Below are 26182 nucleotides of genomic sequence, written 5' to 3' on the forward strand. Positions count from 1 at the left end.
AACCGCTTCGATTGGTCAGTCTTCGTTCCAGGACGGTTCGGCTCATCGCTTCGGTGATGCATCGCCTTCGAGCTTCCAGAACTAAGCCCAGCTTACCAAACCGCGTTTCAATCTGACTACATCAGATTAACGCATACGAGTTATCTCCCCGGTGGATGGCATTGGTGCCACCCCGGTGCCCCGGAAGCACTGATGCCATCCAAAGGGCGATGAAGAAGGAATAGAAAAATGAAAAAGTTTGCTCTTGCTGCCGTAGCCGTTGCTCTTAGCGCCGGTGCAGCTTTCGCTGAAAACCCACATGTTGGTGAACCTGCCGATCTTTATGCAAATGACCGCACGCCAGTTGCAACACAGCAGGTTGATAATACTGCAACCGCTTCTATCGGTCAGACGACCACATATCAGGACGGCTCTGCTCATCGCTTTGGCGACGCATCGCCTTCAAGCTATCAGAACTAATATCGGCGCTAGCCGGTAGAATACAAAAAGGCGAAGCCCTCAGGCTCCGCCTTTTGTTGTTTCTGGTGGTAAAATCTGATGCGGAAGCCGGATTGGCTTGAGTTGTTTCAAGACAGCGCCTGGAACGCCTCCATCTCCGATTAAGGGTCGAATTGTTACGACGGGCGCCAGAAGCCCATTATCGAGTGAAGGTTTCGCGCCCAAAAGCTTACCCATCAGGCCTAAATCCTGAGGCGATGAAAACCGCGCAGGCGATTGGCTCATTTCCATATGCCGACGCACCGCGTCTTCCCAACCGTCTGCAAGAATAGCACCCGGTTTCAGCAACAAAAGCCAGTCCGTTCGCAGATCATCAAAAGCCGACTGCAAATCCGTTTCGTCGTAAAGTGAGCAACCTGCCCCCTCTGCAACCAACCTTGTCTCGTCAGTGGACGCCCTATCCACAACGACAACACGACGCAATAGCCCTTCCACAACTGCCGGCACCAGTGCTGACAGTGTTTGAGCCAGAAGCCCCTCAGAATTTCGCGTGAAAATCAGAACTGATAACATGCTTTCTTTTATATCAAGACCGCGTGATCGAAAAGCTTTTGGATTATATGTTCTTGATTTGTTCCAATCATTGGATTACGAATAGATTCTGAAACGAGAGAGTCGGTTATGGAAATTATCCAGCAGGCAGACAAGGCAGCATTCGGAACAGGACGGGCGGAACATGCCAACGCGCTTGTCAGTGAAGCAGGCCTGCGCATTGACCACTCGCGACGTCGTGGGCGCGGTGCAGGCATCAATCCTACCGGCCGATTCGAACCAACCACACGACACGAATTTGATGATGGCTGGGAGACACTTGAAGACCTGCCGCCTTTCAAGACGGATGTTCAGGTTGAGAAGCCCCGCACCATCATCACGCGCAATGATTCACCAGATATCAGCTTCGACCGTTCGATTAATCCATATCGCGGTTGCGAGCATGGTTGCATTTACTGTTTTGCGCGGCCAACACATAGCTATATGGGGCTTTCAGCCGGACTTGATTTCGAGGCGCGCCTGTTCGCCAAACCGGATGCACCACGCCTGCTGGAGCGCGAACTGGCAAAACCCGGCTATCAGGCCAAGACCATAGCAATTGGCACCAATACTGATCCCTATCAGCCCATCGAGAAAAAATGGCGCGTAATGCGCGAGATTCTTGAAGTGCTGGAGGCTGCCAATCATCCTGTCGGCATCGTCACCAAGTCAGCTCTGGTCGTGCGGGATATTGATATCCTGTCTCGCATGGCTGAAAAAGGGCTGGCCAAGGTAGCGCTTTCAGTCACCACGCTTGATGCCAATCTTGCGCGCACAATGGAGCCCCGCGCATCAACGCCAACTTTGCGCCTGCAGGCCATTCGCAAGCTCGCCGATGCCGGCATTCCGTCGAATGTGATGATGGGACCGATCATACCCGGCATCAACGATCATGAGATTGAGCGTATTCTGGATGCAGCTTACGCACAGGGCGCACGCGAAGCAGGCTATGTACTGCTCCGTTTACCGCTTGAAGTAGCCCCTTTGTTCAAAGACTGGCTGCTGCGCAATTATCCTGATCGCTATCGCCATGTCATGTCGCTTGTGCGCTCCATGCGTGACGGGAAAGACTACGATGCCGAATGGGGCAAACGTATGCGTGGAACAGGCCCTTATGCTTGGCAGATTGGTCGCCGCTTCGAGATTGCTGCACGCAAGCTCGGCTTCAATTCAAAGCGTATTCCCCTGCGCACGGATCTGTTTGAGCCTGTTGAGAAGGGTGGCAAACAGCTTTCGCTTTTTTAAGCGGCGCTACTTCTGGATATCGGCGTTTCCATCATCAAAGTGAGGTGAGAGAGCCCTGTATCTCATTGGCTTTAAGTGTGCATGAGTTGTCAGTTGTGAGTTTGATCCCCGTCTGGTTTTTTCAGGCGGAAGGCCCCTGCTTTTACGCCACTATCCTCGGCAGGGACCTTGCGGAGAATCAGAAGCAATGCGAGCATTGCCGCCAAATGAAACGCTTGAGTTCTGATTCTCCGCTCCTCTTTGAAATCCCGCTTGCCCCCGACTTCTCCGAAGAGAGAAGGCATATGTCGCGAGGGCTTCGCCATATTGCAGGCATTGATGAAGCTGGCCGCGGCCCACTCGCCGGTCCGGTCGTTGCGGCGACGGTGGTGCTTGATCCGAATGACCTGCCAGAAGGGCTAGATGATTCAAAGCGGTTGAAAGCCGCCAAGCGCGATGCGCTTTACGAAATCATCCTCGCCAAAGCACTGACCGTTTCTGTTGCAAGCCTTAGTGCGCGAAGCATAGACGCCAGTGACATTCGCAAAGCAGCGCTGGAAGCCATGCGTCGTTCATTGATGGGGCTGACACTCAGCCCGGATCATGCCTTGATTGACGGACGCGATGTACCGCCCGGTTTGCCCTGCGCCGGTTCTGCATTGGTGAAAGGCGATCAACGTTCTATCTCAATTGCGGCCGCATCCATCGTTGCGAAAGTTACGCGTGACCGAATGATGATCCGTGCCGGTCTAGCCCATCCACCATACGGTCTCGAGGTACACGCTGGTTACGGTACGGCCAAGCATCGAGCGGCTATTGAGACAGATGGGCCGGTGCCCGGCATCCACCGCTATACCTTCGCGCCGATCAAAGGGCGCTATAGCGTCTAAATCATAGATCAATGAAAGACTTAAACCGTCGCCAGTTTGGCTGCAAAGCCAAAAAGCAGAGCCGCAAAGCCCCAACGCTGAATAGATTGTATGACCGGATATCGCTTGAACAGGTTGCCGAGTGACGATCCTGCGAAGGCATAGATCGTATCGAACGACAGCCCGACGATGGTCATTATCCCACCCAGAAATGCAAACTGCATCATGATACTGCCTCTGTCTGGATGCACGAACTGCGGCAATAGAACAGAGCAGAAAAGCAAAGCTTTCGGGTTCAGCAGATTGGTGAGTAAACCCTTACGGGCGGACGCCAAATAAGAGCGTCGTTCGATGCCGTTGGTTGCTGTATCAAGGGACGCCAATGGGTGACGCAAGATGCCGATCGCAATCCAGACCAGATAACAGGCACTCACGATCCGCACGAATTGAAACGCGATTGGAAATGCGTGCAGGAGAGCGGCCAACCCAAATGCAGCGAGCAAGACGTGGCAAGCACGGGCCGTTGCAAGCCCTGCGGCAGCAGCTAGTGCATGGCCTCTGCCCTGCGCAGCTCCCGTCTGTAGAAGCAGAATCATGTCCGGCCCAGGAAGAAGAAATGCAGCCACCAGTGCGCTTGCAAATAACCACGTCTCGCTCATCAATATCGCCTCGAACAGCTAAAATCCACGCAGCTGCCATCGGGTTGGCTCATTGCATATGATGAATGAGCTACAGCTGATAGAGCTTTCCGAAGCTAACTCGTAAGTGCAGTCCGTGTCCTTGCGTTTTATGGTGCGGAGTGGATCGAAGTTGATATAATCTGCCAATATGACTTTTCAAAATGGTGGCTTATGCCAAAATTAAAACTAGACGCAACGGACCGTAAGATACTCGCTGCACTGCAAGACGATGCGCGTCTCTCAAACGTTCAGCTTGCCGATAAAATAGGGCTGTCCCCTTCCCCATGTTTGCGACGAGTCAAACTCCTCGAAAAAGCTGGCGTCATTCAAGGCTACCACGCGGCACTCGACCGCAATGCCGTAGGACTGGGACTGACTGTCTTTGTTGGCATCCGTGTAGAGCGCCATCATGAGGAAACAGCAACAGCATTCCGTACGTCAGTGCAGAACCTGCCTGAAGTCTTTTCCTGCCATCTTGTATCGGGAGAATCCGACTTCCTGTTGCAAGTCGTCGTGGCTGACCTCGCAGCCTATGAACGCTTTCTAACCGGCACTTTATTGCGCCTTCCAGGCGTTATAGATATCCGTAGCAATTTCGCGATCCAGACGGTCAAAGCGCAAGGGGAACTGGCGCTCAGCCAAATCGCTGAACCGGACGCGGATTAAGAACTGCTTCCTTGAAACAGAAGACAGAACAGCAAAAAAACGCCGCCCTTTTGAGGCGGCGTTTCTTAAAACTATCAGATTGCCGAACTTAGTTCAGGTTGGTCTTAACCTGACCGAGTGCATCCTTGAACAAGGTGCCTGCAACCTTTGCGTCGACCTTGTCGGCAACGATCTTGCCAGCAGCGGCTACTGCCAGATCAACAGCAGAAGCGCGGACTGCATTGATTGCATCGGTTTCAGCAGTTGCAATCTTCTGCTCAGCAAGCTTGTTGCGGCGAACAACATATTCTTCGGTCGCACGCTTGGCATCTTCAAGAAGAGCCTTGGCTTCGCGTTCAGCGGCGGCAACGATGTCGCCAGCTTCTTTTTCCGCTTCCTTGCGCTTGCGGTGATATTCAGCAAGAAGCTGTTGTGCTTCTTCGCGCAGGGTGCGGGCTTCTTCCAGTTCCTTCTTGATATTCTCGGCACGTTCATCAAGCGAACGACCGATCATACCTGGAACCTTCATGTAAACAATCAGAGCAATGAAGAGAAGAAGAGCAATAAATGCCCAAAATGTTGAATCCATTTTCGTCTCCTCAGGCGTTTGCGGTTTTGACTGCTGCTGTTACGTCAGCCTTGTCGGCCTTGGTACCCAGGAGCTGTTCAACAATCGCAGACGTGGTTTCTTCAGCGATCGTACCGACATCGCTCATGGCCTTGGCCTTGATTGCGGCGATACGTTCTTCAGCTTCTGCCAGCTTGCTTTCAAGAGCAGCTTCCGCAGTCGCACGTTCTGCGTCTGCTTCGCCTTTGCCTTTTTCGCGAGCAGCTTCGGCAATCGAAGCAGCCTTGGTGCGGGCAGCGGCTAGTTCCTGCTCATAGGCAGCAATAGCGTTGTCTGCATCCTGCTTGAGGCGTGCAGCCTGCTCGAGATCCTGCGCGATACGGTCACGACGGTTTTCAATCACGCCACCGATGCGCGGGAGAACCACACGCGACAGGAACAGATAGAAAAGGCCGAAAGTGATCGCCAGCCACAGAAGCTGCGATGCATAATGGGTGGAATCGAACGGCGGGAATACGCCGCTGCCGTGTCCGGCATCGTGCGCGACCCCGGTTTCGGTGTGCACAGCATCGGCTGCGCCGTGCTCGCCAGCAGCTGGTGCCGGTTGCGATTCGGTGGCGGTTTGGGCAAACGCCGTGGACACGAACATCCAGATTTCCCCTTTAATCCAGCATATTCTTTTCCAGAGAATAACTCTGGAAGTTCTGGAATATGCTCACTCAGACTTCATATGAAAAGGCCAGCCGCGCTGCATTTCAAGATACAGATCGCGGCAGGCCAGTTTCTTGCGACTGTTGATTAAACAGCGAAGAGGAGCAGAAGCGCGATGAGCAGCGAGAAGATGCCCAGAGCTTCCGTCACAGCGAAACCAAACACGAGACGGCCGAACTGGCTGTCAGCAGCGGATGGGTTACGCAGAGCGCCCGAGAGATAGCTACCGAAAATGTTGCCGAGGCCGAGAGCCGTACCGGCCATACCGAAACAGGCGAGACCGGCGCCGATGTACTTTGCTGCTTCCGCTTCCATGTTAAAGCTCCTTCTGGATTGCAAATTAGTGCGGATTTCTGTTCTGGCGGAAACCCGCCGGCGAGAACCTTAGTGACCCGGATGTACTGCGTCGTTGATGTACATGCAGGTAAGAACGGTGAAGACGTAGGCCTGGAGGAATGCAACCAGGAACTCAAGCGCGGTGATCGCGACCGTCATGATGAGAGGCAGGATAGCGCCGCCAACACCCAGTGCACCAAGCGAGCTCAGCGAGACAACGAAGCCTGCGAAAACCTTGAGCGTGATGTGGCCTGCCAGCATGTTCGCGAAAAGACGAACCGAGAGGCTGATTGGGCGCGAGAGGAACGAAATGATTTCAATGGCAACAACCAGCGGCACGATGATGCCCGGAACGCCGCTTGGTACGAACAGCTTGAGGAAGCCGAGACCATGCTTATAGAAACCGTAGATGATGACTGTACCGATAACCAGCAGAGAAAGAGCGAAGGTTACGATGATCTGGCTTGTGACCGTGTAGAAATAAGGGAACAGGCCGATGAAGTTTGCGACGAGCACGAACATGAACAGCGAGAAAACAAAGGGGAAGAACTTCATGCCCTTTGAGCCAGCTGAATCTCTCAAGCTGGATGCCACAAATTCATACGCCATTTCCGAAACCGACTGAAGGCGGCTTGGAACCAGACCACGGCTCGACGATGTGAAGTAGAGGAAGCCTGATGCGAGCACCACAGTTGCGACCATGAAAGCCGAAACATTGGTAAACGACAGGTCCAAACCACCGACGTCGATAGGAATCAACCGGGAAACCTGGAACTGATGGATCGGATCGTTGGCCAACTTAACCTCGTCTGTCGTTCCTGCCCTAAGGCGTTTCAGTCTCGGGCGAACCGCCCGCTTTGTCTCAAATGTCTATACGCGAACATTTTCGTGATGTCCGCGAAGACTTATTCCTTATCGCTCTTTTCCACGCTAGACTTAATGTTGCCTTGATCGGCGACATAACCTGCGGAACGGAGCACGTTGAGGGTGCCTGCACCGAAGCCTAGAAGGAGAAATACGATTAACCCCCATGGCGACGTGCCCGCGTAGCGATCAAGAGCCCAACCAATTACCGCACCAACCACGATACCAGCGATAAATTCACTGGAGAGTTTCATGGCCTGCGCGACGGAACTGGACGTTTCCGACCGCTCATCCTCGGAAGCTGGTGCCTTGAGCACACCTTTTTTGGCCAATTCGACCTCAAGGCGATTCAAACGCTGATCCAGCCCCCCAGAAACAGTTTTGCCGTCCACATTCTTGCTTTGACCGGGTGTTTTTCCCGGCTCAGTGCCGCTCGTCATTGGCAGCTCCTTTTTGCAAGAAATGCGGGCGCTACAAGCCCATTTCCAAGTTGCGCGCAACATATTGACACACCGCCCGCTAGTCAAGGCAGTCAAGCAGTTGCTTCAGAAGGTTTTTTCTCTTGGAAATACAATAATTTAGCTATTGGTGCGACTCATTTTCCGATCAAAGTCGGAGAACAGGCAGCAATTCGGCCTCAAAATTGGAATCGAATTGGGCGAAAGTCAGCACATAGATTCATCATTGTGCACGCGTTTCAAGCGACCCTTCAGACAAATAAATGTGTCCGAAAGTGATCGCACCCATGCTGTCGGTTATCAGCTCCAACCGCCGCCATAGGTGCGATAGAACACATGAAGGCCAATCTTGGTCATCTTCTTCATGGTCGGCGCCCAGAATGGGCTGACATAGGTTGCATGATAATGGGTGGATGAACCAACTTCCGGCAACCAGATCTGGCCTGCCGTCACAGTCTTTGCCACCTGCTGTGCAAGACGCCATTGCGGAATTTCCGTGACGCGATGCTTCTGACCGTCACAGGCGAAGGAAAACTGACAGGCATTGAGCCAGTTCCGGTTTTGATAGACAACGCCGCAGATCGTGCCGGGATAAGCAGGATTACGCACACGATTGAGCACTACCTGAGCAACAGCCACCTGCCCTTTGACGTTTTCCCCGCGTGCTTCGTAGTAAACCGCTTCGGCGAGGCACTTCTGCTCTTTGGTTCCAAATGATTCTGCTGGCAGAGGCGTTGCAGCCCATGCATGATCCTGATCGCTGATTGGCGGCACGAAGCGGCCTGCATCGGCTTCCGGTGTCAGAATGCTCTCGAAGGGAGAGGTTTTGCCATAGTCAGGCTTAGAAGGCGCATAGCCCAACGCGAGAACGTCGGGCTGATCATTGTTGATTAGCTTTGCCAGTTGCACCGGCATGTCCGGTTTGGGCTTGGGCGGTTTGACCGCATGAAACGCCATTGCGATTTCGACCTCCTTGCCCTCAACACTGGACTTGGAGAAAGCCATACGCGCATCAATCTTCTCACGAGGGGCAGTAATCATGCTGATCTTCTCAAACATGCTACCTGCATTGAAAGTCCGCGCTGGAGCTTTCGGCTTCACAGAGACAAGACGACCGGTCTTATCGGAACGGTTGATGCGGTTTTCATCGGGATTGGGATCGTCAACACCCAGCTTGGCAGTCTTCTTGCCACCCGAAAGCGCTACGCGACCAATACCCGGAACTTCGATACCGCTGCTGGCGATGCTGCCAGTGACGGTCGTGGCATCGACAAACGGCATTTCTGCCTGATGGAGCGATCCGACGGGAGCTTTGGCAACAAACGCGGTCCAGCGATGACCGGCTACATCAGCCGTCGGAACAAGGCTGGCCATATCCTGAAAGGCGATTGCGTTGGAATTGAAGAGATAGGTAATTGCCGCCAGAACCAGCGGCACGAGACGATGCGGCTTATGCAGAACCTGACGCGGTTTTGCGCGTACGGCGTAATAGCGACCATCCTCCGGGCAATAGCCCGTGACCGGATAGTGCCATACCGGCTCGGCTACGGCCTTCGACCGGCCAAACAGCGCTCGTATGGAACCAAAACGCACCGCAAACTCCACTCGCAACGATTACTTAACTATAGCGAATAATGGAGTATTAACCTTGATGGATCGTTAACGCGTCTTTGTTTACCCTTTGAAAAGATTGATTAATTTTGAATTAACAGCATTGAATGGCTGTTTGTTTTCATTTGCTTTTTTAGCCTTCTCAATAGCAAATATGTGCAGGGTGAAACGCCTGCGCTTTAACTCGGATGCAGAAGGAATTTTGAATAATGGGCAAAAAGCGATCGAAAGTTCTTATATTGGCGCTGGCAGCCCTCACCTTTGCGGCTCCAATAGTGAATGCTCAGACGCCAGACCGTACAATCATTCTCGCTGATACGGTGAAGTTAACGCGTTGGGCTGACATTCATCAGGTGCCTGACCCGGCACACAATGACCCTTACTATCATCTGGAAGTGTTCGAGCATAAGAAAGGGGCTAAGCCCTGGGTGTTCAAACGGCTCGCTCACCATATGGTCATTACGCCCGACGCACTCGATAAGAGTCGCACTCAGAAGCAAGCCAAAACCTATGCCTATAAGGACGTGGAGTTTTGGATCACGTACAAGCATTGGCGCGACAATCCAGAAAGTCGCGCCCAGACACCTGTTTGTGAGACAACAATCATTGACTGCCTGCGAAACTAACCTGAGTTATTCATAGGCTGAATCGAAGAAGGCCTTCTCAAGCTCTACGGCGCGCTGAAAAAAGCTACGGCATTCTGCTTCCGTCTGAGGCCCAACTCGATCAAGCTCTGATCTCAGAAAAGCAACAAAATCTGAAAAATAAGGGTTGTCGTGTAAAACAATCCACTCAGAGAAAACAAAACTTTCGGGTAGGTTCTTGGGAGCCTTTTGCGCCCAATCGAGATAAAGCCATTCTGCAACCGTCAGAACGGAGAGACAGGCGGCATACGAACCCGAAGTCGCAGCTTCCAGCATTAATGCTTTAAAGGCTGCGGTTGGTTCCGCGTCTGGTGCATCATAACGTTCAACATGGCTTACATCGAGCGCAGCAAAAGCGCGTTCAAAATAAGAATTTTCGTCATTACTGATCATGCCGATGAAGCGCCCAAGTGTCAGCTTGGCATCCATATTATCGCAATTGACGAGTACGCCACCCAGAAGCGACAGGAAGCAATCGATAAAGCGATGATCCTGAACGAGATAGCGCTTCATAACTTCCTGCGGAACAGAGCCATCAAACACTTCCTGCACCAAACGGTGTTGAACGGCCTCGGACCAGAATGGCTCAGCGCTTTTGCGCAAATTTTCGGAAAATCGTTCCGATGTTTGTTCAGCGATTATCGACATAAGTGGGCCTTGGCTCCGCATTCTTGAGGACTTCAAGTAAGCTTAGCCGCCCATCCCGATCATCACAATGCGAAGCGGCGAGACTTGTGCTTTTAAAAGACATCTGGAAAAACGGTCTTGAACAGGCCACAGAGCAGAAATAAGCGGGCAATATGATCAAGAAAATCCTCTTCGCTGTCGTTGTCATCGCTGTTGCTTTTTTTGGCTATACAAAGGTAATGGCGCGCATTGGTTCTGGCGAACCACCGCAGCCTGCTCCCGCCGAACAACAAGCCGATGCCATAGAGGTCAATAAAGGCGAACGCCGGATGACCCTGCTTCGGGATGGCACCGTGATTGGCACATATCGCATTGCGCTTGGTGGGAATGGCGATGGCGGACACAAGGCGCGCGAAGGTGATCAGAAGACGCCGGAAGGCAGCTACGTCATCGACTGGCGCAATCCGCGCTCAATGGCACATCTGAGCTTGCATGTTTCCTATCCGAATGCAGCAGATCAGAACGCCGCCGATGCGGCCGGTTATTCGCCCGGCGGCAATATCATGATCCATGGCTTGCCCAATGGTTGGGGCTTGCTGGCACCGGTGCATCACCTTTGGGACTGGACGGATGGCTGCATCGGCGTGACCAATGCTGAAATGCGCGAAATCTGGTCGAAGGTGCCAAATGGCACCCCCATTACCATCATTCCCTAAGCGGCTTTAACAGCCCAACGTTCAATATCCGCACTCTGGCCAATAAGAGCGAGACCATTGGCTATCGAATCAAACTGGTTCGAGCTTGTCACCATCGCGTCGGGGAAACGCTTCTCAAACGCGGCACGGATCGCGGGCACAAAGGAAGTTCCACCCGTCAGGAACACGCGGTCGATACCGTCAAACGTCAGGCCTGCATTCTCCACAGCCTGTTCGACCGACTGCTCGATATTCGCCACATCATCGGCGATCCAATTATCGAAGTCGTTGCGGGTAATGTCTGAGCGGATCTCGAAATCGTCCGCCTTGAAGTGAAGCTCGGAAATTCTTTCCGATGACAAACGGACTTTGAGATTTGAGACCGCGCGATAGATCTCATAACCATAATCATTTTCGATCAGGTGAATGAAATGTTCGAGCGGCTCCGGATCGACAGCATTCTTGGCAAGATCGGTCAGCGCGCGAATGGTTGCGGGCGAATTCATCAGGAACAACGTGTTCCAGCGAGCGAAATTTGCATAATAATGCTTGGGCACCGGCAAGCGCTTGCCGAAGGATTTATATTCACCGTTCTTGCCAAGCAGCGGCGATACCGCATTGTCGATGATGCGATAATCGAACGTATCGCCCGCAATGCCGAGACCCGTCTGGCTCAGTGGCGTGAAACTCAGCCCATCCGCGCCCACTTCGAACCGCACAATGGAGAAGTCGCTCGTGCCACCACCAAAGTCAGCAACGAGAACAGTCGATTCGGCTTTCAGTTCCTGTGCGTAGAAATATGCAGCTGCCACCGGCTCATAGACATAATGAATATCTGTAAAGCCAAAAGCGCGGAACGCTTTTTCATAACGCTGCATGGCCAGCTCTTCGTCCGGCGTTGCCCCCGCAAAGATGACGGGGCGTCCAATGACAACACGATTGCCCTTCGGAGGCAGGCGATCCCCGAGGCGGGCAGCAACTGATTCCAGAAACGTCTCAAGAATATCTTCAAACTTGAAGCGCTTGCCGAAGACCGGTGTGTCGGTGAAAGATTTTTGAGCCGCAAACGTCTTGAAAGACTGCAGCATACGGGTCGAATGCGGCGCATTCACAAATGCATCCATCGCCCACGGTCCGCTTTCCGACGTGCGTTCGCCGGTTTCCCGATCCTGCCAGAAACACAGGATCGAGCGATAACCGGTGATATCGACGCCATCTTTCGGCACACTCAGCACTGCAGTCGAACCATCGGACGATGCAAGCGACAAAACAGTGTTTGTCGTGCCGAAGTCGATGCCCAGTGTGACGCCGTCAAACTGGCTCTGGTTCACTGTCGTCATGATCTGCCTCTGATGGTGGGGATTTTCAGGAGGCGGCGGATTAGCAGACCAAGGATGCAGACTCAACCCTTGATGCAAAGATCAGGCTGCGTCCACTTCGACAGTCACATGAGACAATCCATGGATATGACCAAGGCGTTCCTTATAAACAGACGGCAACTTGGGGCTATGCGAGGCAATCGCAACAATCGCCGCATGATGTCCCGGACCGATCTGCCAGATATGCAGATCGGTGATGTGATCCCCCGAGCGCTCAAGGTGGTTCGTGATTTCGTTCTTGAGGCGCGCCGCTTCTGGAACAGCATCAAGCAGAACCTGACCGGAATCACGGATCAGCCCCCACGACCAGCGCGCAATCACCAGCGCCCCAACAACACCCATCAATGGATCGGCCCAGAGCCAGCCATAGCTTTTGCCAACCAGAAGTGCGGCAATCGCAAGCACAGAGGTCAGCGCGTCAGCTAAAACGTGCAGATAGGCCGCCCGGAGATTGTTATCCCGCACCTTCTCATGCGTATGACCTGTTTCATCATTATGGTCATGGTCATGGTCATGTTCGTGATGATGGCTGTGCCCATGGTGGTGGCCGTGATCGTCTTTCAGCAGCCATGCACTGACGAGATTGACGACTAGTCCCACCACGGCAACTGCAATTGCCTGATTAAAGCTGATCTCAATCGGGTTTGTCAGGCGAAGGAAGCTCTCCCACCCAATCAACAAGGCAATCAGGGCCAGCACTACGGCGCTAGCAAAACCAGCGAGATCGCCCAGCTTTCCGGTACCGAAACTGAAACGCGGATCATGCGCGTGACGTCGTGAATAGGAATAGGCGAGCGCGGTAATCAGCATGGCGCCTGCATGGGTGGACATATGCCAGCCGTCAGCCACGAGAGCCATGGAACCATAAATCGAGCCCGCAATGATTTCGACGACCATCATGGTCGCAGTCAGAGCAATAACAAGCCAGACCTTGCGTTCGTTTCGATGATGGTCTTCGCCGAGAAAGACGTGTTCATGCGACGCCGATGAATTATGAACTGAATAATGTGCGTGGTGATGGTTCCCAGCCATGGGACGCTCCTTACTATTTCATATAGGCGCGGATGACCTCGATCATCTCGTCACCACCCTTTCGACGTTCACCAGCGTCGTCGATTTCGACAACATGTTCACGCAGATGATCCTCCATCACCTCCGCTGTTAGTCCGGTCAGCGCTCCGCGCGCTGATGCAAGCTGCCGCAACACTTCGGCACAGGCTGCTTCCGAAGCCAGTGCGCGCTCAACGCCTTCGAGCTGCCCCTTGATGCGGCGAACGCGGGCAATGAGCTTTTCCTTCTGGTGGATGGTGTGCGACATGAGAACCTGCTGCTGAAATATAGTATAGGGGACTATACTACAGATTCTATCATTGAGGAAGCCTACCTGCTGTAACACTTGTGGGAGGGGACTTTTGAAAGCTCGCATCGCGCTTCCATTCGCACTATCTATCCGCACATACAGCGGTTCCAGTTAGAAATGAATCGTTGGAACCACTGTAACTATTTGTTTTTACGCATTATCCGACGCAAAACCGCTTCGCACTTTTGCTGGAAATGCTATAATTCGCCGTAAAACGCATCGCATATAAAATGACTGGAGAGCCTATGTCCCGCTTTGAAGGAACCACCGCTGTTGTAACAGGTGCTGCCCGCGGCCTTGGCGCAGCGCTCGCCTTCTCACTGGCCGAAGCCGGATGCAATGTCGTGCTTTGCGGACGCAGTCTGAAAGCTCTCGAAGAGACTGCCGATAAGATTACAAAACATACCGGACGCAGAGTTGATACCGTGCAGGTTGATCTCGCCGATATGGCGAGCGTTACGGCTGCCATCGACGCCATTAAAGCGAGCCATCCTACAATCGACATTCTCGTAAACAACGGCGCGATGTGGCTTGAAGACAGACAGGAAGACTATTCAGAGGCAGAAGTTGCAGGCGTCATCAATGCCGCTGTCACAGGAACATTCCTGTTCACACAAGGGCTTCTGCCTGCACTCAATAATTCAAACAGCCCGGATATCATAACAATCGGCTCGATCAGTGGTTTGCCCAACGCGCCGTTACAGACTGTTTCGGTGCCTTTCTATGCCGCAAAGCGCGCGCAGGCCGCACTCGCGGATGGCCTACGGCAAAAGCTTGCGGGAACACCTGTCCGTTCCATCGTCGTTCATCCACCATATCTCGAAGACGCTTCGCCACTGGATAATAGTTGGGAAGCTTCGGCCAATCGGCAGAAAGGTCAAGCGGCCACCAGTCGCGATATCGTCGAATCCGTGCTCTTTGCCCTCACCCGCCCACGTCATGTAACATTATCGATCACTGTCGATGCTGATGAAGGTGGCGTGTTTGGTTAAGACCCATCATACGGCGCGCGATGCTTTTCAGCTTCGGCGCGATCAGACAACGGGGCTTGAAGCTTTGGGTGCACGGTTTCATAGCCATGCCTATGACATGCATTTCCATGATGAATGGCTGGTGGGCGTGACGCATTATGGTGTGCAGGATTTTTTCTGTCGCGGACAGCGACGTCAAAGTACCACTGGCAAGATTATGCTCATTGAGCCGGGCGAATTGCATGATGGGCAGGCTATTCAGGACGATGGCTTTGCCTATTCCATGCTTTATCTGCCGCAATCGCTGATTAGACAGGAAATGGGTGGCAACGATGCTGCAATCGGGTTTCGCAGCACATTAACCGACGACCCTCAACTGGCGCAGGCAGTGGTGCGAACCACAAGTCTGATTATTGAAGCCGCACCACGACTGTCGGTTGAGGAAAGCCGCGACCAAATCATTGCACTTCTTTGCAGGCACCTCGGACGAGCAGAGCCTAAGCCTGACATCATCGCATCCGATATTTCTGCTCGCGCGATGGACTATCTCCGCGCACATTTTGAAGAAGATATCGGACTTGAGCAATTGGTCGAAGTCGTCGGCGCTACCGATCGATTCTCCCTTTCGCGCAGTTTTCGACGCCGCTACGGAACCTCGCTGCACGCCTATCTGGTGCAATTGCGGCTCGCTGCTGCACGTCGGTTATTGCGTGAGCAGGAAACGCCTGCACAGGCCGCCATGCTGAGTGGCTTTGCCGATCAAAGCCATATGGGCCGATGGTTTCGACGCGCTTATGGGCTAACGCCGGCACAATATCGTCGTGGGCGCACAAACGTTCCAGATTTGCCGCGTTAGCTACGCTACCTGCTCCATTTTGAGCGCGCATCTTTTCCGAAAACAATTTCACACTTTTCGGGATGCGTCTTTTAAAGGGAGCATCCCATGATTTTCGATACAAAAATTGCCATTCTGGTGCAAAGCGATCTGCAAATGTGGCAGAAACTCAATGTCACGGCTTTTCTGGCCTCTGGTATTGCCGGTGCAGTTCCAAATGGCATCGGCGAGCCTTATGTGGATGCGCTCGGGCGGGAACATGCCCGTCTGTTCAGTCAGCCGGTGGTCGTTTTCTCGGCATCACTCGAAATTCTTCAACGCGCATGGCAGCAATCCCTGCAACGGGATTTAACGCGTGCAGCCTATGTCCGTGCGATGTTTGCAACCGGCCACGATGCTGCCAATCGCGAAGTCTTCCGTGCCGAAAATGCCGATACACCGGATCTGGTAGGTCTCGCTCTTCATGGCCCCAAGAAAGACATCGACAAAGCGATCAAGGGCGCACAGTTGCATCCCTGATAGAGTAGATTATTGAGGCCGCAGGAAACGTGTGATCATCGTGGTCAACAGCTTGCGGCTCTCCTCAAAGCTCACATCCGGCACCATCAATGGCAGCATGGGTGCTGCATCCAGCACCGCAATTAGCATCGCACTCGTATGCCCTACATCCAGCGATGGATCGACTTCACCGCGAGCCTGCCCTGCTTTCAAGGTATCAGTCAGCATTCTGCGAATGCTGGCCGTATTGTTGCGCAGAATTTCCCTGATACGCTCGCTTCGGCCCGCCTCAGACAACAGCTCGAACAGAATGCGGCAATGATCGACCTCACCCCAACCGCTCATGCCCCAGAGTTCTGACAGCAACACGGTGGCAGTGTCTTGCCCTTCCGGGTGGCTTGCAAAATCTCCATGCAACTTACGCAGATATTCATCTGCCATTTGCTCCACGATTTCCTCCTTACTGGAGAAGTAGTGGTAGAGATGGCCGGGGCTGATTTCTGCCTCCTTGCAGATTTTTGCAATGGACGCACCCTGCAACCCTTCGCGCAGAAAACAGCGATGTGCAGCTTCCAGAATTTCCAGCCGCTTTTCTTCGTGCTTTTCAGGATTGACGGTGCGAACCATTCATATCTCCATAAATAGATCAATCATTCTAATTACGCTTGACACCAGGTCGAACATAAATAGAGTGACGACTCTAATATATCATTCTGCCTCGGCAGATGCACCTAAAACAGCAGTACAGACGAAATGTCACGCCCGAAAATACCAGTTCGGGCGACGGGTTTTGTCGCGCCCAATCTGAGAATTCGCAACATGACTATCCGCTCCGTCTTCACCACTGGCCTTGCTTTTTTGCTGGCTGCATTTTTTGTGTTCGGCGCTTATGGCAATTTTTTGCTTTCACCCCAGAACGCGGCCTCCTATGCCCGCTGGGGCTATCCGGACTGGTTTCACTATATAACCGCTACTCTGGAACTGGCGGCCGCAGCATTGTTGATCAACCCAGCCACACGAAAACTGGGTGCTGCAATAGGCAGTTTTGTCATGGCAGCAGCCAGTCTCACGACGCTTTTTCATGCCGAATACGACCAGGCGATTGCACCTCTGATCGTGCTCACCGTGTCATTGCTGACGCTCGTTCTGTCTCAGGGCGTACACCCAGAAAACTAACTCAAGCTCTACACTATGGAGAACTAAAATGACTGGACTCTCACATGAGGCCGGGAGCCTCGACGCGTCTTCAGCCAACTGGGCTGATCTGTTTTCAGGTCGGCATCTGGCCGTTGTTTCCGTCATGGCGGGTGGCATTCTGCTCTATGCAATGAATCTTTATTTCACGGCAGCGCTGATGCCTTCCATTGTTATGGATATTGGTGGGCAAAATTATTATGCGTGGGTCACAACTGCCTTCGTCATTGCAGCCATTGTTGCATCGCTTTTCGTAAGTCGTGTACTTGACTGGAAGGGTGCCGCATCTGCCTATGTTATCGCCTTCACGATCTTTGCTCTCGGAGCGATTGGTGCTGCGATCAGCCCTACAATGGAATTGCTGATTGCGGCCCGCGTTGTTCAGGGGCTGGGCGGTGGTCTGCTCGCTGGTCTCGGCTATGCTGTGATCCGGTCTGCCCTTCCTGAAAAGCTCTGGGCGCGTGCGACAGGTGTTGTTTCCGCAATGTGGGGGCTTGGCACGCTGTTCGGCCCGTCATTGGGTGGCTTGTTTGCAGAATTTGGTTTGTGGCGATGGGCCTATGCCGCACTGGCAGCGGCCGCACTTCTGCTGGCCATCATTGCCCGTGGCTCCTTCAAACAGTCAAAGGCCAGCGGCTATCGCGCGCCCGTGCCATTTGCTTCACTTATCCCTCTGTTGCTGGCAATTATCGCAATTAGCATCAGCTCTATTCTGCCAATCGGCTTACCAACATTGATTGCTGTCGGCATCGGCATTCTTTTGCTTATCGTCTTCGTATCGATTGAACGCGGTGCCACAAACACCATCCTCCCGCGCATAACCTATCTGCCGGGCAATTCGTTGAAATGGACTTACCTGACCGTCGCAGCATTGAGCGCTGGCGTCATGCTCGAAAACTTTATCCCCTTGTTCAGCCAGCAACTCGCCGGTCTCAGCCCTCTATTGGCAGGGCTATTGGGTGCCGTTCTGTCACTCGCCTGGGTGATCGCACAGCTTTTTGCCGTATCGATCAATTCAGAAGTGACCCGCCGCCGTGCCATTCGTCTCGGACCTTTGCTGTTGGCAGTTGGCCTTATCACCTACAGCCTGCTCCTCATCGATCATGCATCCACGGCGACAGTGCTGCTATGGACGATAGCGCTCGGCGTGGCCGGTCTCGGAATTGGCATCTCCTGGCCACTGCTCGGCGTTGCAGCCATGAGCAGTACCAACGACCCCGCCGAAGGCGGCAAGGCAGCAGCGGCGATTACCACCACGCAGCTCATCGCCTTCTCGATCACATCGGCAATTGCCGGAACTTTAATGAGTGCAGGCGATGGGACACCGCTTAATGCCGCAACCAATGTTTCACTTGGCATTGCGATTCTATGCATGCTTGGCATCGCATCAGCAGGGCTTGCTACACGTAAGCGCAGCTAAAATAAAAGCCCGGTTTTGCGACCGGGCTTTTGCTTATCTCTTCTTCTTTGCGCGACCGGCAAACGGATTTTCCGATGTTGTCAGTGACAAGCGGATCGGCACGCCGGGCATTTCGAATGTCTCACGCAAGCCGTTCACCAGATAGCGCACATAGGATTGTGGCATTGCATCCGGGCGCGAGCAATTCACAACGAAGCCCGGCGGGCGGGTCTTCACCTGCGTCATATACTTGACCTTCAGGCGACGACCAGAAACAGCCGGAGGTGGCTGATGCGCAATAACGCCCGCAAGCCAGCGATTGAGGCGACCTGTCGAAATACGACGGTTCCAGATTTCGTGGGTAGCGACAAGGTTTTCCATAAGCTTGTCGAGGCCCTGACCGCGTTCACCGGAAATCGGCACAGCGCGAATACCACGCACCTGCGGCAGCAGACGCGCAGTCTTTTCGTAAAGATCAGCCAGAACCATCTGGCGGTCTTCGATCAAATCCCACTTGTTAAACGCGATGATAGGCGCGCGGCCTTCGCGGATAATAAGATCGGCGATCTGCAGATCCTGCTTTTCAAACGGGATCGTCGCATCGAGAACGATGATAACCACTTCGGCAAAGCGAATAGCGCGCAGGCCATCGGCAACGGAAAGCTTTTCAAGCTTTTCCTGAACACGCGATTTGCGGCGCAAACCAGCCGTGTCGTAAAGCTTGATCTTACGGCCACGCCATTCCCAATCAACCGAAATGGAATCGCGCGTGATGCCAGCTTCCGGACCGGTCAGAAGACGGTCTTCGCCGAGCATCGTGTTGATCATCGTGGACTTGCCCGCATTCGGACGTCCGACAATGGCAATGCGCAGAGGCTTGGTAGCGTCGTAAGCCGGAATTTCTTCTTCATCCGGGTCTTCAATATCGTCGCCGATCAGCTCGCCAACAGCCTTTGGTGTAAAGACTTCGTCAGCAGCTTCCTCTTCCTTCTCATCGGCAAAGACGCGTTCTTCACCCAGAAGTTCGACGATAGCATCGCGAAGGTCAGGCATACCCTGACCATGTTCAGCAGAAATCGGGCACGGCTCACCAAGACCAAGCTGGAAAGCATCATAAAGACCCGACTGCGCGCCGCGAGCTTCCGACTTGTTGGCAACCAGAACGACCGGACGGCCTGAACGACGTACAACTTCAGCGAAAATCGCATCGGTTGGTGTAATGCCAGCTTTAGCATCGATCACAAACAGGATCGCGTCGGCTTCCTGAATGGCCGCTTCGGTCTGCGCGCGCATACGCGCTTCCAGACTGTCGTTTGCAGCTTCTTCAAGGCCAGCCGTATCGATCACCTGAAACTTCAGATCGTAAAGCTTTGCATCATGGATGCGCCGGTCGCGCGTAACGCCCGGCAAGTCATCGACCAGCGCCAGCTTGCGGCCGACGAGGCGATTAAACAGTGTGGACTTGCCGACATTGGGACGCCCGACGATGGCGAGAGTGAAACCCATAGGTTCGTATTACTCCGAAGATAAACGCGGATTAGCCCTGTTGAGCTTCTGGCACAGTAACGCCAGCGCCGCGCATGAGATCAAGCATTGTATTGGCGCGCTGGCGGATATTTGCCGGCGCCAGATTGTCATTGGCAATCTGCTGATAAAGCTTGGCAGCATCGTCGAAACGCTCTGCCTTCCAAGCAGCAAGGCCCAGCGCTTCACGCGCGCCGGAACGCATTGGATTGCCATCTGCCGAAAGCGTTTCAACGCGCTTTGCGACATCATCATAAGAACCAGAATCAACGAGCAGATAGGCTGCGCGCAAGCGAGCGACATCGCGCATCGGTGACGGCACTGCATTATCTGCAGCGACCGCGTCAAATGCGGCAACCGCTGCAGCCGCGTCACCCTTTGCAGCCTGAACAGAGGCCGCACGCATACGTGCCAGAACCGGATAAGAACCGTAACCGGTCTTTTCCAGATCATCGAGCGCTGCAATGGCTTCATCGTTCTTCCCGGAAGCGGCGAGATCAAGTGCTGCCAGGAACTTGTCACCGGAAGCAGAAGCTTTGCTATCGGTCCAGTGCTGATAACCAACCCAGGCAGCGGTGCCGATAACAACCGCAACCGCACCGCCGATCAGCAGTGGGCCGAAGTTTTTCCAAACCTGTTTTGCCCGTTCCGAACGGAGTTCCTCGTTTACCTCGCGAATGAAACTGTCGTCTGCCATGGACCTGCCGTTTTTATTGGAGTGCAGCACTTGTGGAGCCGCGCTCGAAAATTCGTTGATCTTAATTTGTATGTTCTGGCGCTTTTAGTCGGAATTCGCGCCATATGTAAGACCTGTGATAGAAACAATATGCATTTCTGTCTGAGCTTCGCCATATTTTGTGACTAACAGGCAACTTTTCCAGTCAGATTGCGTTCATTCCCCCATGCGCCTCATCACTCCCGCCGTGCTTATTGCTTCCGCACTTGCTGCAAGCCCCACAATCGCCCAGACAACGAAGCCGCAATATGTGCTGATTTCGTTTGATGGCGCGCATGATAACAAGCTCTGGACACGCTCGCGGGAACTGGCGAAAAACAACAACGCGCATTTCACCTATTTTCTCTCCTGCGTCTTCCTGATGACCAAGAAAGACCGGCGCGACTATCAGCCCCCACATAAACGTGCTGGTGCATCCAATGTCGGCTTTGCACTCAGTCACGATGAGGTTGTGGCTCGTCTTGGCAATATCTGGCAGGCGCATCTTGAGGGCAACGAAATCGCAAGTCACGGCTGCGGACACTTTGACGGCACCGACTGGTCAACCGCTGACTGGGACAAGGAAATCAAGGAATTCCGTCGCATTACTGCCGATGCTTACAAGAATAACGGCATTGAAGGCGAGCCCGAGGGCTGGCAGGAGCTAGCCCGCAATGGCATAAACGGCTTCCGCGCACCCTATCTTGCCGCATCCAAGCCAGTTCAGGATGCATTGAAAGCCAATGGTTTTCGCTATCAGGCATCGTCCATCACCCGCGGACCAGAGTTGCCGCAGATAACCGGACAGTTCGCGTCTTTTGGCTTGCCGCTGATCCCGGAGGGACCATCGCAGCGGCTTATTGTTGGCATGGATTACAATCTCTACGTCCGCCATTCCAAGGGCAAGGAAGCACCCGCCCAATCAGCCGAATTTGAAGACCGCGCCTATAAGGCTTTCCGCACGGCATTCGACAAGCAATATGATGGTGAACGCATTCCTCTACAGCTCGGCTTTCATTTCGTACTGATGAATGATGGCGCCTACTGGCGGGCCATGGAACGTCTCGTTTCTGAGGTCTGCAACAAGCCGGATGTAAAATGCACGACCTATAATGACTATCTCAACAGCATCGATATGCCTAACAACCACGCTGTTCAAAACAGATCATAGAACGACTTTTTGCTGTCGACCTCATGCCGACAGCCCCAGATTTTCCTGATCCAGAACAGGTAGCGGACCGCCATCGATAGCAGCTTCAAAGCTGCGCAGACGCTTATAGATCGATAGAAGCTCAATAATCGTCGTCCATGAATTGACGAGATACTGGAAAGAGCCGCGCACCTGATCAAATACATTGGAAATCTGGCTCATCAAACCGAGCGTCAGCTTACCTGCAACAATTGACGGTATTAACAGCAGAAGCGGAAAAATATTGTCCGCCTGCAGATAGAAAATACGCGCCACGTTGAAATAGACATAGTGGAAATAAAGCCGGAAATAGTTGTGGCGAACGTTTGTGAAAAGCTCGCGCATTGTAACAGGCTCAGCGCGATCGGCATGATCTTCGCCATAAACCAGTTCCTTACGATAGGCTGCTTCTACCCGCTGATTGTTGAACTCCAGCCCGGGTAACTTGATACCAACAAGCGCGAGAAAGCCGGTTCCAAAGATTGCCCAAACGATTGCGGCCCAGACCAGCGCATGAGGAATTACGCCAACTATTGGAAGTTCGCTGACCTTTTCGGAGAAAGTGAACAGCACCGGCAAGAAGGCAATCAGCGTCATGATCGACTTTACAAGGCTGACGCCGAGCTGTTCCAGCGTGGAAGAAAAGCGCATCGTATCTTCCTGCACACGCTGCGCAGCACCTTCGATGTGGCGCAGCTTCTGCCAGTGAAGCATGTAATAATCATTCATAGCGGTTCGCCAGCGGAAGATATAATGGCTGACAAAGAACAAGCTGACCACGCCGACTGTTATGGCAAGAAAAGCGATCCCGGCGAAATCCACTGCACCCCAATAGAAATCCGCAGCGGAAACGGCGCCAGGTGTGCTCAATCCTTTCTGCACCATATCGTAGAAAGGTCCATACCAGGCATTGATCGCGACACTGACCTGAACGCCGAAATAGGTCGTAAACAGGATCAATGCTGAACCAAGGACAGACCAGCGCTGCCAGCGATGCGGTGAGAATGCGCTCCAGAAAGCGTAGAACGCAAACACAGCAACTGCGAAATAAATGTAGAACCACAAAAATGGTGCGGACCAGAAGACACTCGCGCCGATGATTGGCGCCGCATCTGTTGCTGCAGGCGGCAGGCCTATGAATCGTCCAAGATTGCTTCCCCCATCATACCAGCCAATCACAGCCAGAAGTGTCCAGAGAAGTGCCGACGAAAAAAACAGTTTGGGGCGCGGAAAAAACGATACGAACATCGGGGGAAATCCAAAAATGCAATTCTGCATTTATGAAATGCCTGTCCCCCATTCTTTACCAGTTAAATTTTTGTAAGGTTTCCGGTTACTTGGCAGCCTTGCCCGCAGCAAGCCCTATGACAGCCGTGACAATCAATGCAAAAGCGGCGATCAGACTTGGCAGGGTAAACGAGCCGGAATGTTGCGCCATGAAGCCTGCAACCAGTGGCCCTGCAATCTGGCCTAAACTGAAGCAGACTGTCATGCGCCCCAGCGCGCGCTTTGGCGAATGCGGTGCAAGAACGCGCGCAGCCTGAAGACCGAAGGCGGTCAGCGCCATAAACGTCAAACCCAGCAATGCACCACCAATCAGCGGGCCAAAAGGTGCAGGCAACACCACACTTGCGGCAACGCCAATCGCTTCCAATACGGCAGTGAGTGCAAAGGCGGAGAACAACCCGAACTTTCTGATGGCAGGCGACAAAAGCCAGATTGACGGCGCCGCACATAACCCGGTTATGACCCAGACCGCCGCTTCCATCAGCGGCCCGCCGTCATTGGAACGTACGATGGCAATGATGAATGTCGCCGTAATCACATAGCCAAAGCCGAAAATGCCATAGGCCAGTGCAATTGCGTTGAAAGCGAAGCTGTTTGGCAATGCGGGCTCACGCTTCCCATTCGTGCCGCCAACCGGCCCTTCCTTCACGAGATAGGCCACAAAAACGGCCATGATCACGCTCAAAACAGCAGCGCCAATCCAGTCTGCTTTCCAGCCGAGACCTGACAGTCGAATGACCGCCACCAGGACCGCAGACAGTGCAATGCCTGCCCCAACACCGCCGAAGTGCAATGCACCGAGCCCTGCCCGCTCTGCAGCCGTAATATGGCTCAGCACGATTGCAGTTGCGAGGATCATGGTGACAGCACTGATAAAACCTGCCGCAAAGCGAATGATTGAGAACAGCCATACACCATCGACCACCGCCATGAGCGCGCAAAGCACGGCACTGATAATCAGCCCCACAAGCACGCTCAAGCGTTCAATCCCCGCAGACCAGCCATAGCCACCAACAACTGCCCCAAGCAGATAGCCAACATAGTTGGCCGATGCGATGAACCCCGCATCAGCGGCATTAAAGCCCACATCCGACATCATGCCGGGTAGGATTGGCGTATAAATGAAGCGACCAATACCCATCGCCGTAATCATGGCGAGGAAACCGCCAAAGGCATAACGGAGTGCAATCTGGTGCGGATAGGTCTGGGGGAGTGTCTTATTCATGGCGGGGAAAATACGCTTCGCGCGAACGCATACAATTGAATTTTTCTGATGGGATCAATCACTCGAATTCAGTTCAACTTTCCGGCATTTGAACCCGCTTCAATCTGGTTGGATTATGGCTAAATGCGGAAGTCATACCGTTGGCACATCTGCATTTGGCTTTGGCATCCGTACAGGCACACTGTCAGGCTGGGCCGAATGCAGAAAATGTAACAGCGTTTCATTCACGGACTGCAGGCGGAAAGCCGTATCACGCCAGCTGAAATCAATATCCTGCGGCACCGGAGGCAAGCGTTCCGGCGTCTCGCCTTCATCCAGATTGCAATTATGGATGACCGATTGCAATGACTGTGCAATCCATTCCGGCGGCGAGGCTTCCTTTTTACGCAGAGCATTGCCGAGTGCTTCACCAAACAACAGTGCCGATGCATAAAGCCGGATGCCACGACGATCATAGCGGCCTGCCATTTCACTGACTTCGCGCGCGACGAGCCTTCCACGCAACGACCAGCGCGCATTGGATCGCGCGAGCGCTATGCCATCACCCAGCGCATTGACCGCGCGTTGTGCTTGCGTGAACTGGTTGATGGCGCTTTGTGCGTGAACAACATCCTGTTTTTCAAGTGCAATCGCGGACTGTTTCAGGCCTTTCAGGATATTGTCGACCAGACCACGCACAGCCCTGTCGATGAGCCTTACCGGATCGGGTGTCGCCAGTATCTGACTGAAAAGGAGCCCGACACCCGCACCCACGAGAACATCGATGAGGCGCGTCATACCGGCAACCTGCGGCCCCATAGCCAGAACCAGAATTGCGGAAACGCCCGACTGAATGGCGATTGCCGGAGCCAGACCAAAGGTTGTTGCAAGCACCATGGCAATGCAGGTGACAACGCTCATATGCAGGACCGGGATTGTTTCCGGAAGTAGCAGGGAAAGCTCGCCAACCACAACGCCGGTTGTCACGCCGGTAATGACGCCAATCGCTTGTTTTCCGTGATTGGGGAGATTGGGCGCAAGGCAGATAACGGCCGTAACCATTGCGAAAACGGGGCGCGGCTGACCAAGCATCCACTGACAGATAAGCCAAGCCACCGCGCCACCAATAGAGGCAATCAGCGCATCGCGCCAACTGACCGACCATTGCTGAAGAACCTTGTCTATCCGCTTATGCATGGATTGAGTGCCCTGCTAACTGTCAGTTTGAACCAGTCAATCTATGGCAACGACAGCAATGCTCAAGCTTGGAAAAACGTCTGGTATTGATCGGGCTTGAAGCCGACGGTCAACTTTCCATCTTTTTCGAGAACGGGACGTTTGACCATGGAAGGCTGCGCCAGCATCAGAGCCCGGGCCTTTTCAGCGTCAACATTCTGACGCTCTTCTTCAGGCAGTTTGCGGAAGGTTGTGCCCGCACGATTGAGCAGCTTTTCCCACTCTATGTCCTTGAGAAAGCGGTCGATTGTTGCAGCGTCCAAGCCTTCCTTCTTGTAATCGTGAAAGGCATAATCAATGCCATGATCGTCAAGCCAGCTGCGTGCCTTCTTCATGGTGTCACAGGCTTTGATACCGTATATGGTCACGCTCATTTCCGACTCCTTTGATCTTGTGCTGCGATCAGAAGCCATCAACTGAAACGTTGCAA

General features: G+C 53.4%; 31 protein-coding genes. 12 read left to right on the forward strand and 19 right to left on the reverse strand.

The window, feature by feature from the left end; genetic code table 11:
• Nucleotides 1-228: 228 nt before the first annotated feature.
• A complete protein-coding gene (locus ABWV94_RS03920; RefSeq protein WP_064320232.1) occupies nt 229-459 on the forward strand; it encodes a hypothetical protein in 231 nt (76 codons plus the stop codon).
• 39 nt (nt 460-498) lie between these two features.
• On the opposite strand, the gene ABWV94_RS03925 is transcribed toward ABWV94_RS03920, so the two are convergent.
• Nucleotides 499-1011 (reverse strand): glycosyltransferase family protein, encoded by a 513-nt coding sequence (locus tag ABWV94_RS03925; protein WP_113495951.1) that lies wholly within the window; start codon nt 1009-1011, stop codon nt 499-501.
• Nucleotides 1012-1119: 108 nt separating this feature from the next.
• Between ABWV94_RS03925 and ABWV94_RS03930 the strand changes: the two genes are divergently transcribed.
• Both ABWV94_RS03930 and rnhB read left to right on the forward strand, forming a co-directional pair.
• Nucleotides 1120-2274, forward strand: coding sequence for a PA0069 family radical SAM protein (locus ABWV94_RS03930; protein WP_113487573.1), 1155 nt, complete (start codon nt 1120-1122; stop codon nt 2272-2274).
• 206 nt (nt 2275-2480) lie between these two features.
• Nucleotides 2481-3143, forward strand: coding sequence for a ribonuclease HII (gene rnhB / locus ABWV94_RS03935; RefSeq protein WP_105518210.1), 663 nt, complete (start codon nt 2481-2483; stop codon nt 3141-3143).
• A 20-nt stretch (nt 3144-3163) separates the two neighbouring features.
• On the opposite strand, the gene ABWV94_RS03940 is transcribed toward rnhB, so the two are convergent.
• On the reverse strand, nt 3164-3781 hold the full coding sequence (locus tag ABWV94_RS03940) for a LysE family translocator (protein ID WP_112808039.1): 618 nt from the start codon (nt 3779-3781) through the stop codon (nt 3164-3166).
• A 192-nt stretch (nt 3782-3973) separates the two neighbouring features.
• Between ABWV94_RS03940 and ABWV94_RS03945 the strand changes: the two genes are divergently transcribed.
• Nucleotides 3974-4468, forward strand: coding sequence for an Lrp/AsnC family transcriptional regulator (locus ABWV94_RS03945; RefSeq protein WP_064320228.1), 495 nt, complete (start codon nt 3974-3976; stop codon nt 4466-4468).
• Between the two features lie 88 nt (nt 4469-4556).
• Here the strand turns inward: ABWV94_RS03945 and ABWV94_RS03950 are convergent, their stop codons facing one another.
• From ABWV94_RS03950 to ABWV94_RS03975, 6 genes are all read right to left on the reverse strand, one after another.
• Nucleotides 4557-5036, reverse strand: coding sequence for a F0F1 ATP synthase subunit B (locus ABWV94_RS03950; protein WP_113495953.1), 480 nt, complete (start codon nt 5034-5036; stop codon nt 4557-4559).
• Nucleotides 5037-5046: 10 nt separating this feature from the next.
• Nucleotides 5047-5664, reverse strand: a complete 618-nt coding sequence (locus ABWV94_RS03955) for a F0F1 ATP synthase subunit B (RefSeq protein ID WP_007873665.1) — start codon at nt 5662-5664, stop codon at nt 5047-5049.
• Nucleotides 5665-5813: 149 nt separating this feature from the next.
• Entirely contained in the window at nt 5814-6041 is a 228-nt protein-coding gene (locus tag ABWV94_RS03960; RefSeq protein WP_007632966.1) for a F0F1 ATP synthase subunit C, read from the reverse strand.
• A 69-nt stretch (nt 6042-6110) separates the two neighbouring features.
• Nucleotides 6111-6860: a F0F1 ATP synthase subunit A gene (locus ABWV94_RS03965; protein ID WP_007873664.1), complete on the reverse strand. Its 750-nt coding sequence runs from the start codon at nt 6858-6860 to the stop codon at nt 6111-6113.
• Nucleotides 6861-6967: 107 nt separating this feature from the next.
• Nucleotides 6968-7366 carry an AtpZ/AtpI family protein gene (locus ABWV94_RS03970; protein WP_105518206.1) on the reverse strand — a complete coding sequence of 133 codons (399 nt, stop codon included), beginning with the start codon at nt 7364-7366 and terminating at the stop codon, nt 6968-6970.
• 318 nt (nt 7367-7684) lie between these two features.
• A complete protein-coding gene (locus tag ABWV94_RS03975) occupies nt 7685-8977 on the reverse strand; it encodes a cell wall hydrolase (protein ID WP_079211542.1) in 1293 nt (430 codons plus the stop codon).
• A 227-nt stretch (nt 8978-9204) separates the two neighbouring features.
• On the opposite strand from ABWV94_RS03975, the gene ABWV94_RS03980 reads away from it, so the two are divergent.
• Nucleotides 9205-9621 carry a DUF5086 family protein gene (locus tag ABWV94_RS03980; protein ID WP_105518205.1) on the forward strand — a complete coding sequence of 139 codons (417 nt, stop codon included), beginning with the start codon at nt 9205-9207 and terminating at the stop codon, nt 9619-9621.
• A 6-nt stretch (nt 9622-9627) separates the two neighbouring features.
• On the opposite strand, the gene ABWV94_RS03985 is transcribed toward ABWV94_RS03980, so the two are convergent.
• The gene (locus ABWV94_RS03985) at nt 9628-10287 is read right to left on the reverse strand and encodes a TenA family protein (protein ID WP_113495954.1); all 660 of its coding nucleotides are present in this window, start codon (nt 10285-10287) and stop codon (nt 9628-9630) included.
• Between the two features lie 152 nt (nt 10288-10439).
• Between ABWV94_RS03985 and ABWV94_RS03990 the strand changes: the two genes are divergently transcribed.
• Nucleotides 10440-10982 carry a L,D-transpeptidase family protein gene (locus tag ABWV94_RS03990; protein WP_113495955.1) on the forward strand — a complete coding sequence of 181 codons (543 nt, stop codon included), beginning with the start codon at nt 10440-10442 and terminating at the stop codon, nt 10980-10982.
• Here the strand turns inward: ABWV94_RS03990 and ABWV94_RS03995 are convergent.
• The 3 genes from ABWV94_RS03995 to ABWV94_RS04005 form a co-directional block, all read right to left on the reverse strand.
• Nucleotides 10979-12301, reverse strand: a complete 1323-nt coding sequence (locus tag ABWV94_RS03995; RefSeq protein WP_113495956.1) for an Hsp70 family protein — start codon at nt 12299-12301, stop codon at nt 10979-10981. The genes ABWV94_RS03990 and ABWV94_RS03995 overlap by 4 nt on opposite strands.
• An 81-nt stretch (nt 12302-12382) precedes the next feature.
• Entirely contained in the window at nt 12383-13372 is a 990-nt protein-coding gene (gene dmeF, locus ABWV94_RS04000; protein WP_113495957.1) for a CDF family Co(II)/Ni(II) efflux transporter DmeF, read from the reverse strand.
• A 13-nt stretch (nt 13373-13385) separates the two neighbouring features.
• The gene (locus ABWV94_RS04005) at nt 13386-13658 is read right to left on the reverse strand and encodes a metal/formaldehyde-sensitive transcriptional repressor (protein WP_007873656.1); all 273 of its coding nucleotides are present in this window, start codon (nt 13656-13658) and stop codon (nt 13386-13388) included.
• 287 nt (nt 13659-13945) lie between these two features.
• Between ABWV94_RS04005 and ABWV94_RS04010 the strand changes: the two genes are divergently transcribed.
• From ABWV94_RS04010 to ABWV94_RS04020, 3 genes are all read left to right on the forward strand, one after another.
• Nucleotides 13946-14692 carry an SDR family oxidoreductase gene (locus ABWV94_RS04010; RefSeq protein ID WP_113495958.1) on the forward strand — a complete coding sequence of 249 codons (747 nt, stop codon included), beginning with the start codon at nt 13946-13948 and terminating at the stop codon, nt 14690-14692.
• Entirely contained in the window at nt 14676-15527 is an 852-nt protein-coding gene (locus ABWV94_RS04015) for an AraC family transcriptional regulator (RefSeq protein WP_353412931.1), read from the forward strand. Before ABWV94_RS04010 ends, ABWV94_RS04015 begins: the two co-directional genes overlap by 17 nt.
• A gap of 87 nt (nt 15528-15614) precedes the next feature.
• Nucleotides 15615-16025 carry a DUF2000 domain-containing protein gene (locus tag ABWV94_RS04020; RefSeq protein ID WP_079211537.1) on the forward strand — a complete coding sequence of 137 codons (411 nt, stop codon included), beginning with the start codon at nt 15615-15617 and terminating at the stop codon, nt 16023-16025.
• Between the two features lie 9 nt (nt 16026-16034).
• On the opposite strand, the gene ABWV94_RS04025 is transcribed toward ABWV94_RS04020, so the two are convergent.
• Nucleotides 16035-16631 carry a TetR/AcrR family transcriptional regulator gene (locus tag ABWV94_RS04025; RefSeq protein ID WP_113495960.1) on the reverse strand — a complete coding sequence of 199 codons (597 nt, stop codon included), beginning with the start codon at nt 16629-16631 and terminating at the stop codon, nt 16035-16037.
• 192 nt (nt 16632-16823) lie between these two features.
• Between ABWV94_RS04025 and ABWV94_RS04030 the strand changes: the two genes are divergently transcribed.
• Both ABWV94_RS04030 and ABWV94_RS04035 read left to right on the forward strand, forming a co-directional pair.
• Entirely contained in the window at nt 16824-17180 is a 357-nt protein-coding gene (locus ABWV94_RS04030) for a DoxX family protein (protein WP_105518197.1), read from the forward strand.
• 28 nt (nt 17181-17208) lie between these two features.
• Nucleotides 17209-18618 carry an MFS transporter gene (locus ABWV94_RS04035; RefSeq protein WP_215776044.1) on the forward strand — a complete coding sequence of 470 codons (1410 nt, stop codon included), beginning with the start codon at nt 17209-17211 and terminating at the stop codon, nt 18616-18618.
• A 33-nt stretch (nt 18619-18651) separates the two neighbouring features.
• Here the strand turns inward: ABWV94_RS04035 and der are convergent, their stop codons facing one another.
• Both der and ABWV94_RS04045 read right to left on the reverse strand, forming a co-directional pair.
• Nucleotides 18652-20103 (reverse strand): ribosome biogenesis GTPase Der, encoded by a 1452-nt coding sequence (gene der, locus ABWV94_RS04040; RefSeq protein WP_113495961.1) that lies wholly within the window; start codon nt 20101-20103, stop codon nt 18652-18654.
• Between the two features lie 31 nt (nt 20104-20134).
• Complete coding sequence (locus tag ABWV94_RS04045) at nt 20135-20818, reverse strand: tetratricopeptide repeat protein (RefSeq protein WP_094543528.1); 684 nt, start codon at nt 20816-20818, stop codon at nt 20135-20137.
• A gap of 205 nt (nt 20819-21023) precedes the next feature.
• Between ABWV94_RS04045 and ABWV94_RS04050 the strand changes: the two genes are divergently transcribed.
• The gene (locus ABWV94_RS04050; protein WP_112813772.1) at nt 21024-22007 is read left to right on the forward strand and encodes a polysaccharide deacetylase family protein; all 984 of its coding nucleotides are present in this window, start codon (nt 21024-21026) and stop codon (nt 22005-22007) included.
• A 21-nt stretch (nt 22008-22028) separates the two neighbouring features.
• On the opposite strand, the gene sbmA is transcribed toward ABWV94_RS04050, so the two are convergent.
• The 4 genes from sbmA to ABWV94_RS04070 all read right to left on the reverse strand — a co-directional run bounded on the left by sbmA (nt 22029) and on the right by ABWV94_RS04070 (nt 26126).
• Nucleotides 22029-23273 carry a peptide antibiotic transporter SbmA gene (gene sbmA, locus ABWV94_RS04055; RefSeq protein ID WP_064320213.1) on the reverse strand — a complete coding sequence of 415 codons (1245 nt, stop codon included), beginning with the start codon at nt 23271-23273 and terminating at the stop codon, nt 22029-22031.
• An 85-nt stretch (nt 23274-23358) separates the two neighbouring features.
• A complete protein-coding gene (locus tag ABWV94_RS04060; RefSeq protein ID WP_353412676.1) occupies nt 23359-24537 on the reverse strand; it encodes a YbfB/YjiJ family MFS transporter in 1179 nt (392 codons plus the stop codon).
• 132 nt (nt 24538-24669) lie between these two features.
• Nucleotides 24670-25713 carry an FUSC family protein gene (locus ABWV94_RS04065; RefSeq protein ID WP_113495962.1) on the reverse strand — a complete coding sequence of 348 codons (1044 nt, stop codon included), beginning with the start codon at nt 25711-25713 and terminating at the stop codon, nt 24670-24672.
• A 62-nt stretch (nt 25714-25775) separates the two neighbouring features.
• The gene (locus ABWV94_RS04070; RefSeq protein WP_007873622.1) at nt 25776-26126 is read right to left on the reverse strand and encodes an ArsC family reductase; all 351 of its coding nucleotides are present in this window, start codon (nt 26124-26126) and stop codon (nt 25776-25778) included.
• Nucleotides 26127-26182 lie beyond the last annotated feature (56 nt).

It is taken from the genome of Brucella sp. NBRC 12953 (genome assembly GCF_040369775.1).
Classification (GTDB): domain Bacteria; phylum Pseudomonadota; class Alphaproteobacteria; order Rhizobiales; family Rhizobiaceae; genus Brucella; species Brucella pseudogrignonensis.

Coding starts and splice junctions, on each gene's coding strand:
- ABWV94_RS03920 (WP_064320232.1), top strand. CDS start 229: ATGAAAAAGTTTGCTCTTGCTGCCGTAGCCGTTGCTCTTAGCGCCGGT.
- ABWV94_RS03925 (WP_113495951.1), bottom strand. CDS start 1,011: ATGTTATCAGTTCTGATTTTCACGCGAAATTCTGAGGGGCTTCTGGCT.
- ABWV94_RS03930 (WP_113487573.1), top strand. CDS start 1,120: ATGGAAATTATCCAGCAGGCAGACAAGGCAGCATTCGGAACAGGACGG.
- rnhB (WP_105518210.1), top strand. CDS start 2,481: ATGAAACGCTTGAGTTCTGATTCTCCGCTCCTCTTTGAAATCCCGCTT.
- ABWV94_RS03940 (WP_112808039.1), bottom strand. CDS start 3,781: ATGAGCGAGACGTGGTTATTTGCAAGCGCACTGGTGGCTGCATTTCTT.
- ABWV94_RS03945 (WP_064320228.1), top strand. CDS start 3,974: ATGCCAAAATTAAAACTAGACGCAACGGACCGTAAGATACTCGCTGCA.
- ABWV94_RS03950 (WP_113495953.1), bottom strand. CDS start 5,036: ATGGATTCAACATTTTGGGCATTTATTGCTCTTCTTCTCTTCATTGCT.
- ABWV94_RS03955 (WP_007873665.1), bottom strand. CDS start 5,664: ATGTTCGTGTCCACGGCGTTTGCCCAAACCGCCACCGAATCGCAACCG.
- ABWV94_RS03960 (WP_007632966.1), bottom strand. CDS start 6,041: ATGGAAGCGGAAGCAGCAAAGTACATCGGCGCCGGTCTCGCCTGTTTC.
- ABWV94_RS03970 (WP_105518206.1), bottom strand. CDS start 7,366: ATGACGAGCGGCACTGAGCCGGGAAAAACACCCGGTCAAAGCAAGAAT.
- ABWV94_RS03980 (WP_105518205.1), top strand. CDS start 9,205: ATGGGCAAAAAGCGATCGAAAGTTCTTATATTGGCGCTGGCAGCCCTC.
- ABWV94_RS03985 (WP_113495954.1), bottom strand. CDS start 10,287: ATGTCGATAATCGCTGAACAAACATCGGAACGATTTTCCGAAAATTTG.
- ABWV94_RS03990 (WP_113495955.1), top strand. CDS start 10,440: ATGATCAAGAAAATCCTCTTCGCTGTCGTTGTCATCGCTGTTGCTTTT.
- ABWV94_RS03995 (WP_113495956.1), bottom strand. CDS start 12,301: ATGACGACAGTGAACCAGAGCCAGTTTGACGGCGTCACACTGGGCATC.
- dmeF (WP_113495957.1), bottom strand. CDS start 13,372: ATGGCTGGGAACCATCACCACGCACATTATTCAGTTCATAATTCATCG.
- ABWV94_RS04005 (WP_007873656.1), bottom strand. CDS start 13,658: ATGTCGCACACCATCCACCAGAAGGAAAAGCTCATTGCCCGCGTTCGC.
- ABWV94_RS04010 (WP_113495958.1), top strand. CDS start 13,946: ATGTCCCGCTTTGAAGGAACCACCGCTGTTGTAACAGGTGCTGCCCGC.
- ABWV94_RS04020 (WP_079211537.1), top strand. CDS start 15,615: ATGATTTTCGATACAAAAATTGCCATTCTGGTGCAAAGCGATCTGCAA.
- ABWV94_RS04025 (WP_113495960.1), bottom strand. CDS start 16,631: ATGGTTCGCACCGTCAATCCTGAAAAGCACGAAGAAAAGCGGCTGGAA.
- ABWV94_RS04030 (WP_105518197.1), top strand. CDS start 16,824: ATGACTATCCGCTCCGTCTTCACCACTGGCCTTGCTTTTTTGCTGGCT.
- ABWV94_RS04035 (WP_215776044.1), top strand. CDS start 17,209: ATGACTGGACTCTCACATGAGGCCGGGAGCCTCGACGCGTCTTCAGCC.
- der (WP_113495961.1), bottom strand. CDS start 20,103: ATGGGTTTCACTCTCGCCATCGTCGGGCGTCCCAATGTCGGCAAGTCC.
- ABWV94_RS04045 (WP_094543528.1), bottom strand. CDS start 20,818: ATGGCAGACGACAGTTTCATTCGCGAGGTAAACGAGGAACTCCGTTCG.
- ABWV94_RS04050 (WP_112813772.1), top strand. CDS start 21,024: ATGCGCCTCATCACTCCCGCCGTGCTTATTGCTTCCGCACTTGCTGCA.
- sbmA (WP_064320213.1), bottom strand. CDS start 23,273: ATGTTCGTATCGTTTTTTCCGCGCCCCAAACTGTTTTTTTCGTCGGCA.
- ABWV94_RS04060 (WP_353412676.1), bottom strand. CDS start 24,537: ATGAATAAGACACTCCCCCAGACCTATCCGCACCAGATTGCACTCCGT.
- ABWV94_RS04065 (WP_113495962.1), bottom strand. CDS start 25,713: ATGCATAAGCGGATAGACAAGGTTCTTCAGCAATGGTCGGTCAGTTGG.
- ABWV94_RS04070 (WP_007873622.1), bottom strand. CDS start 26,126: ATGAGCGTGACCATATACGGTATCAAAGCCTGTGACACCATGAAGAAG.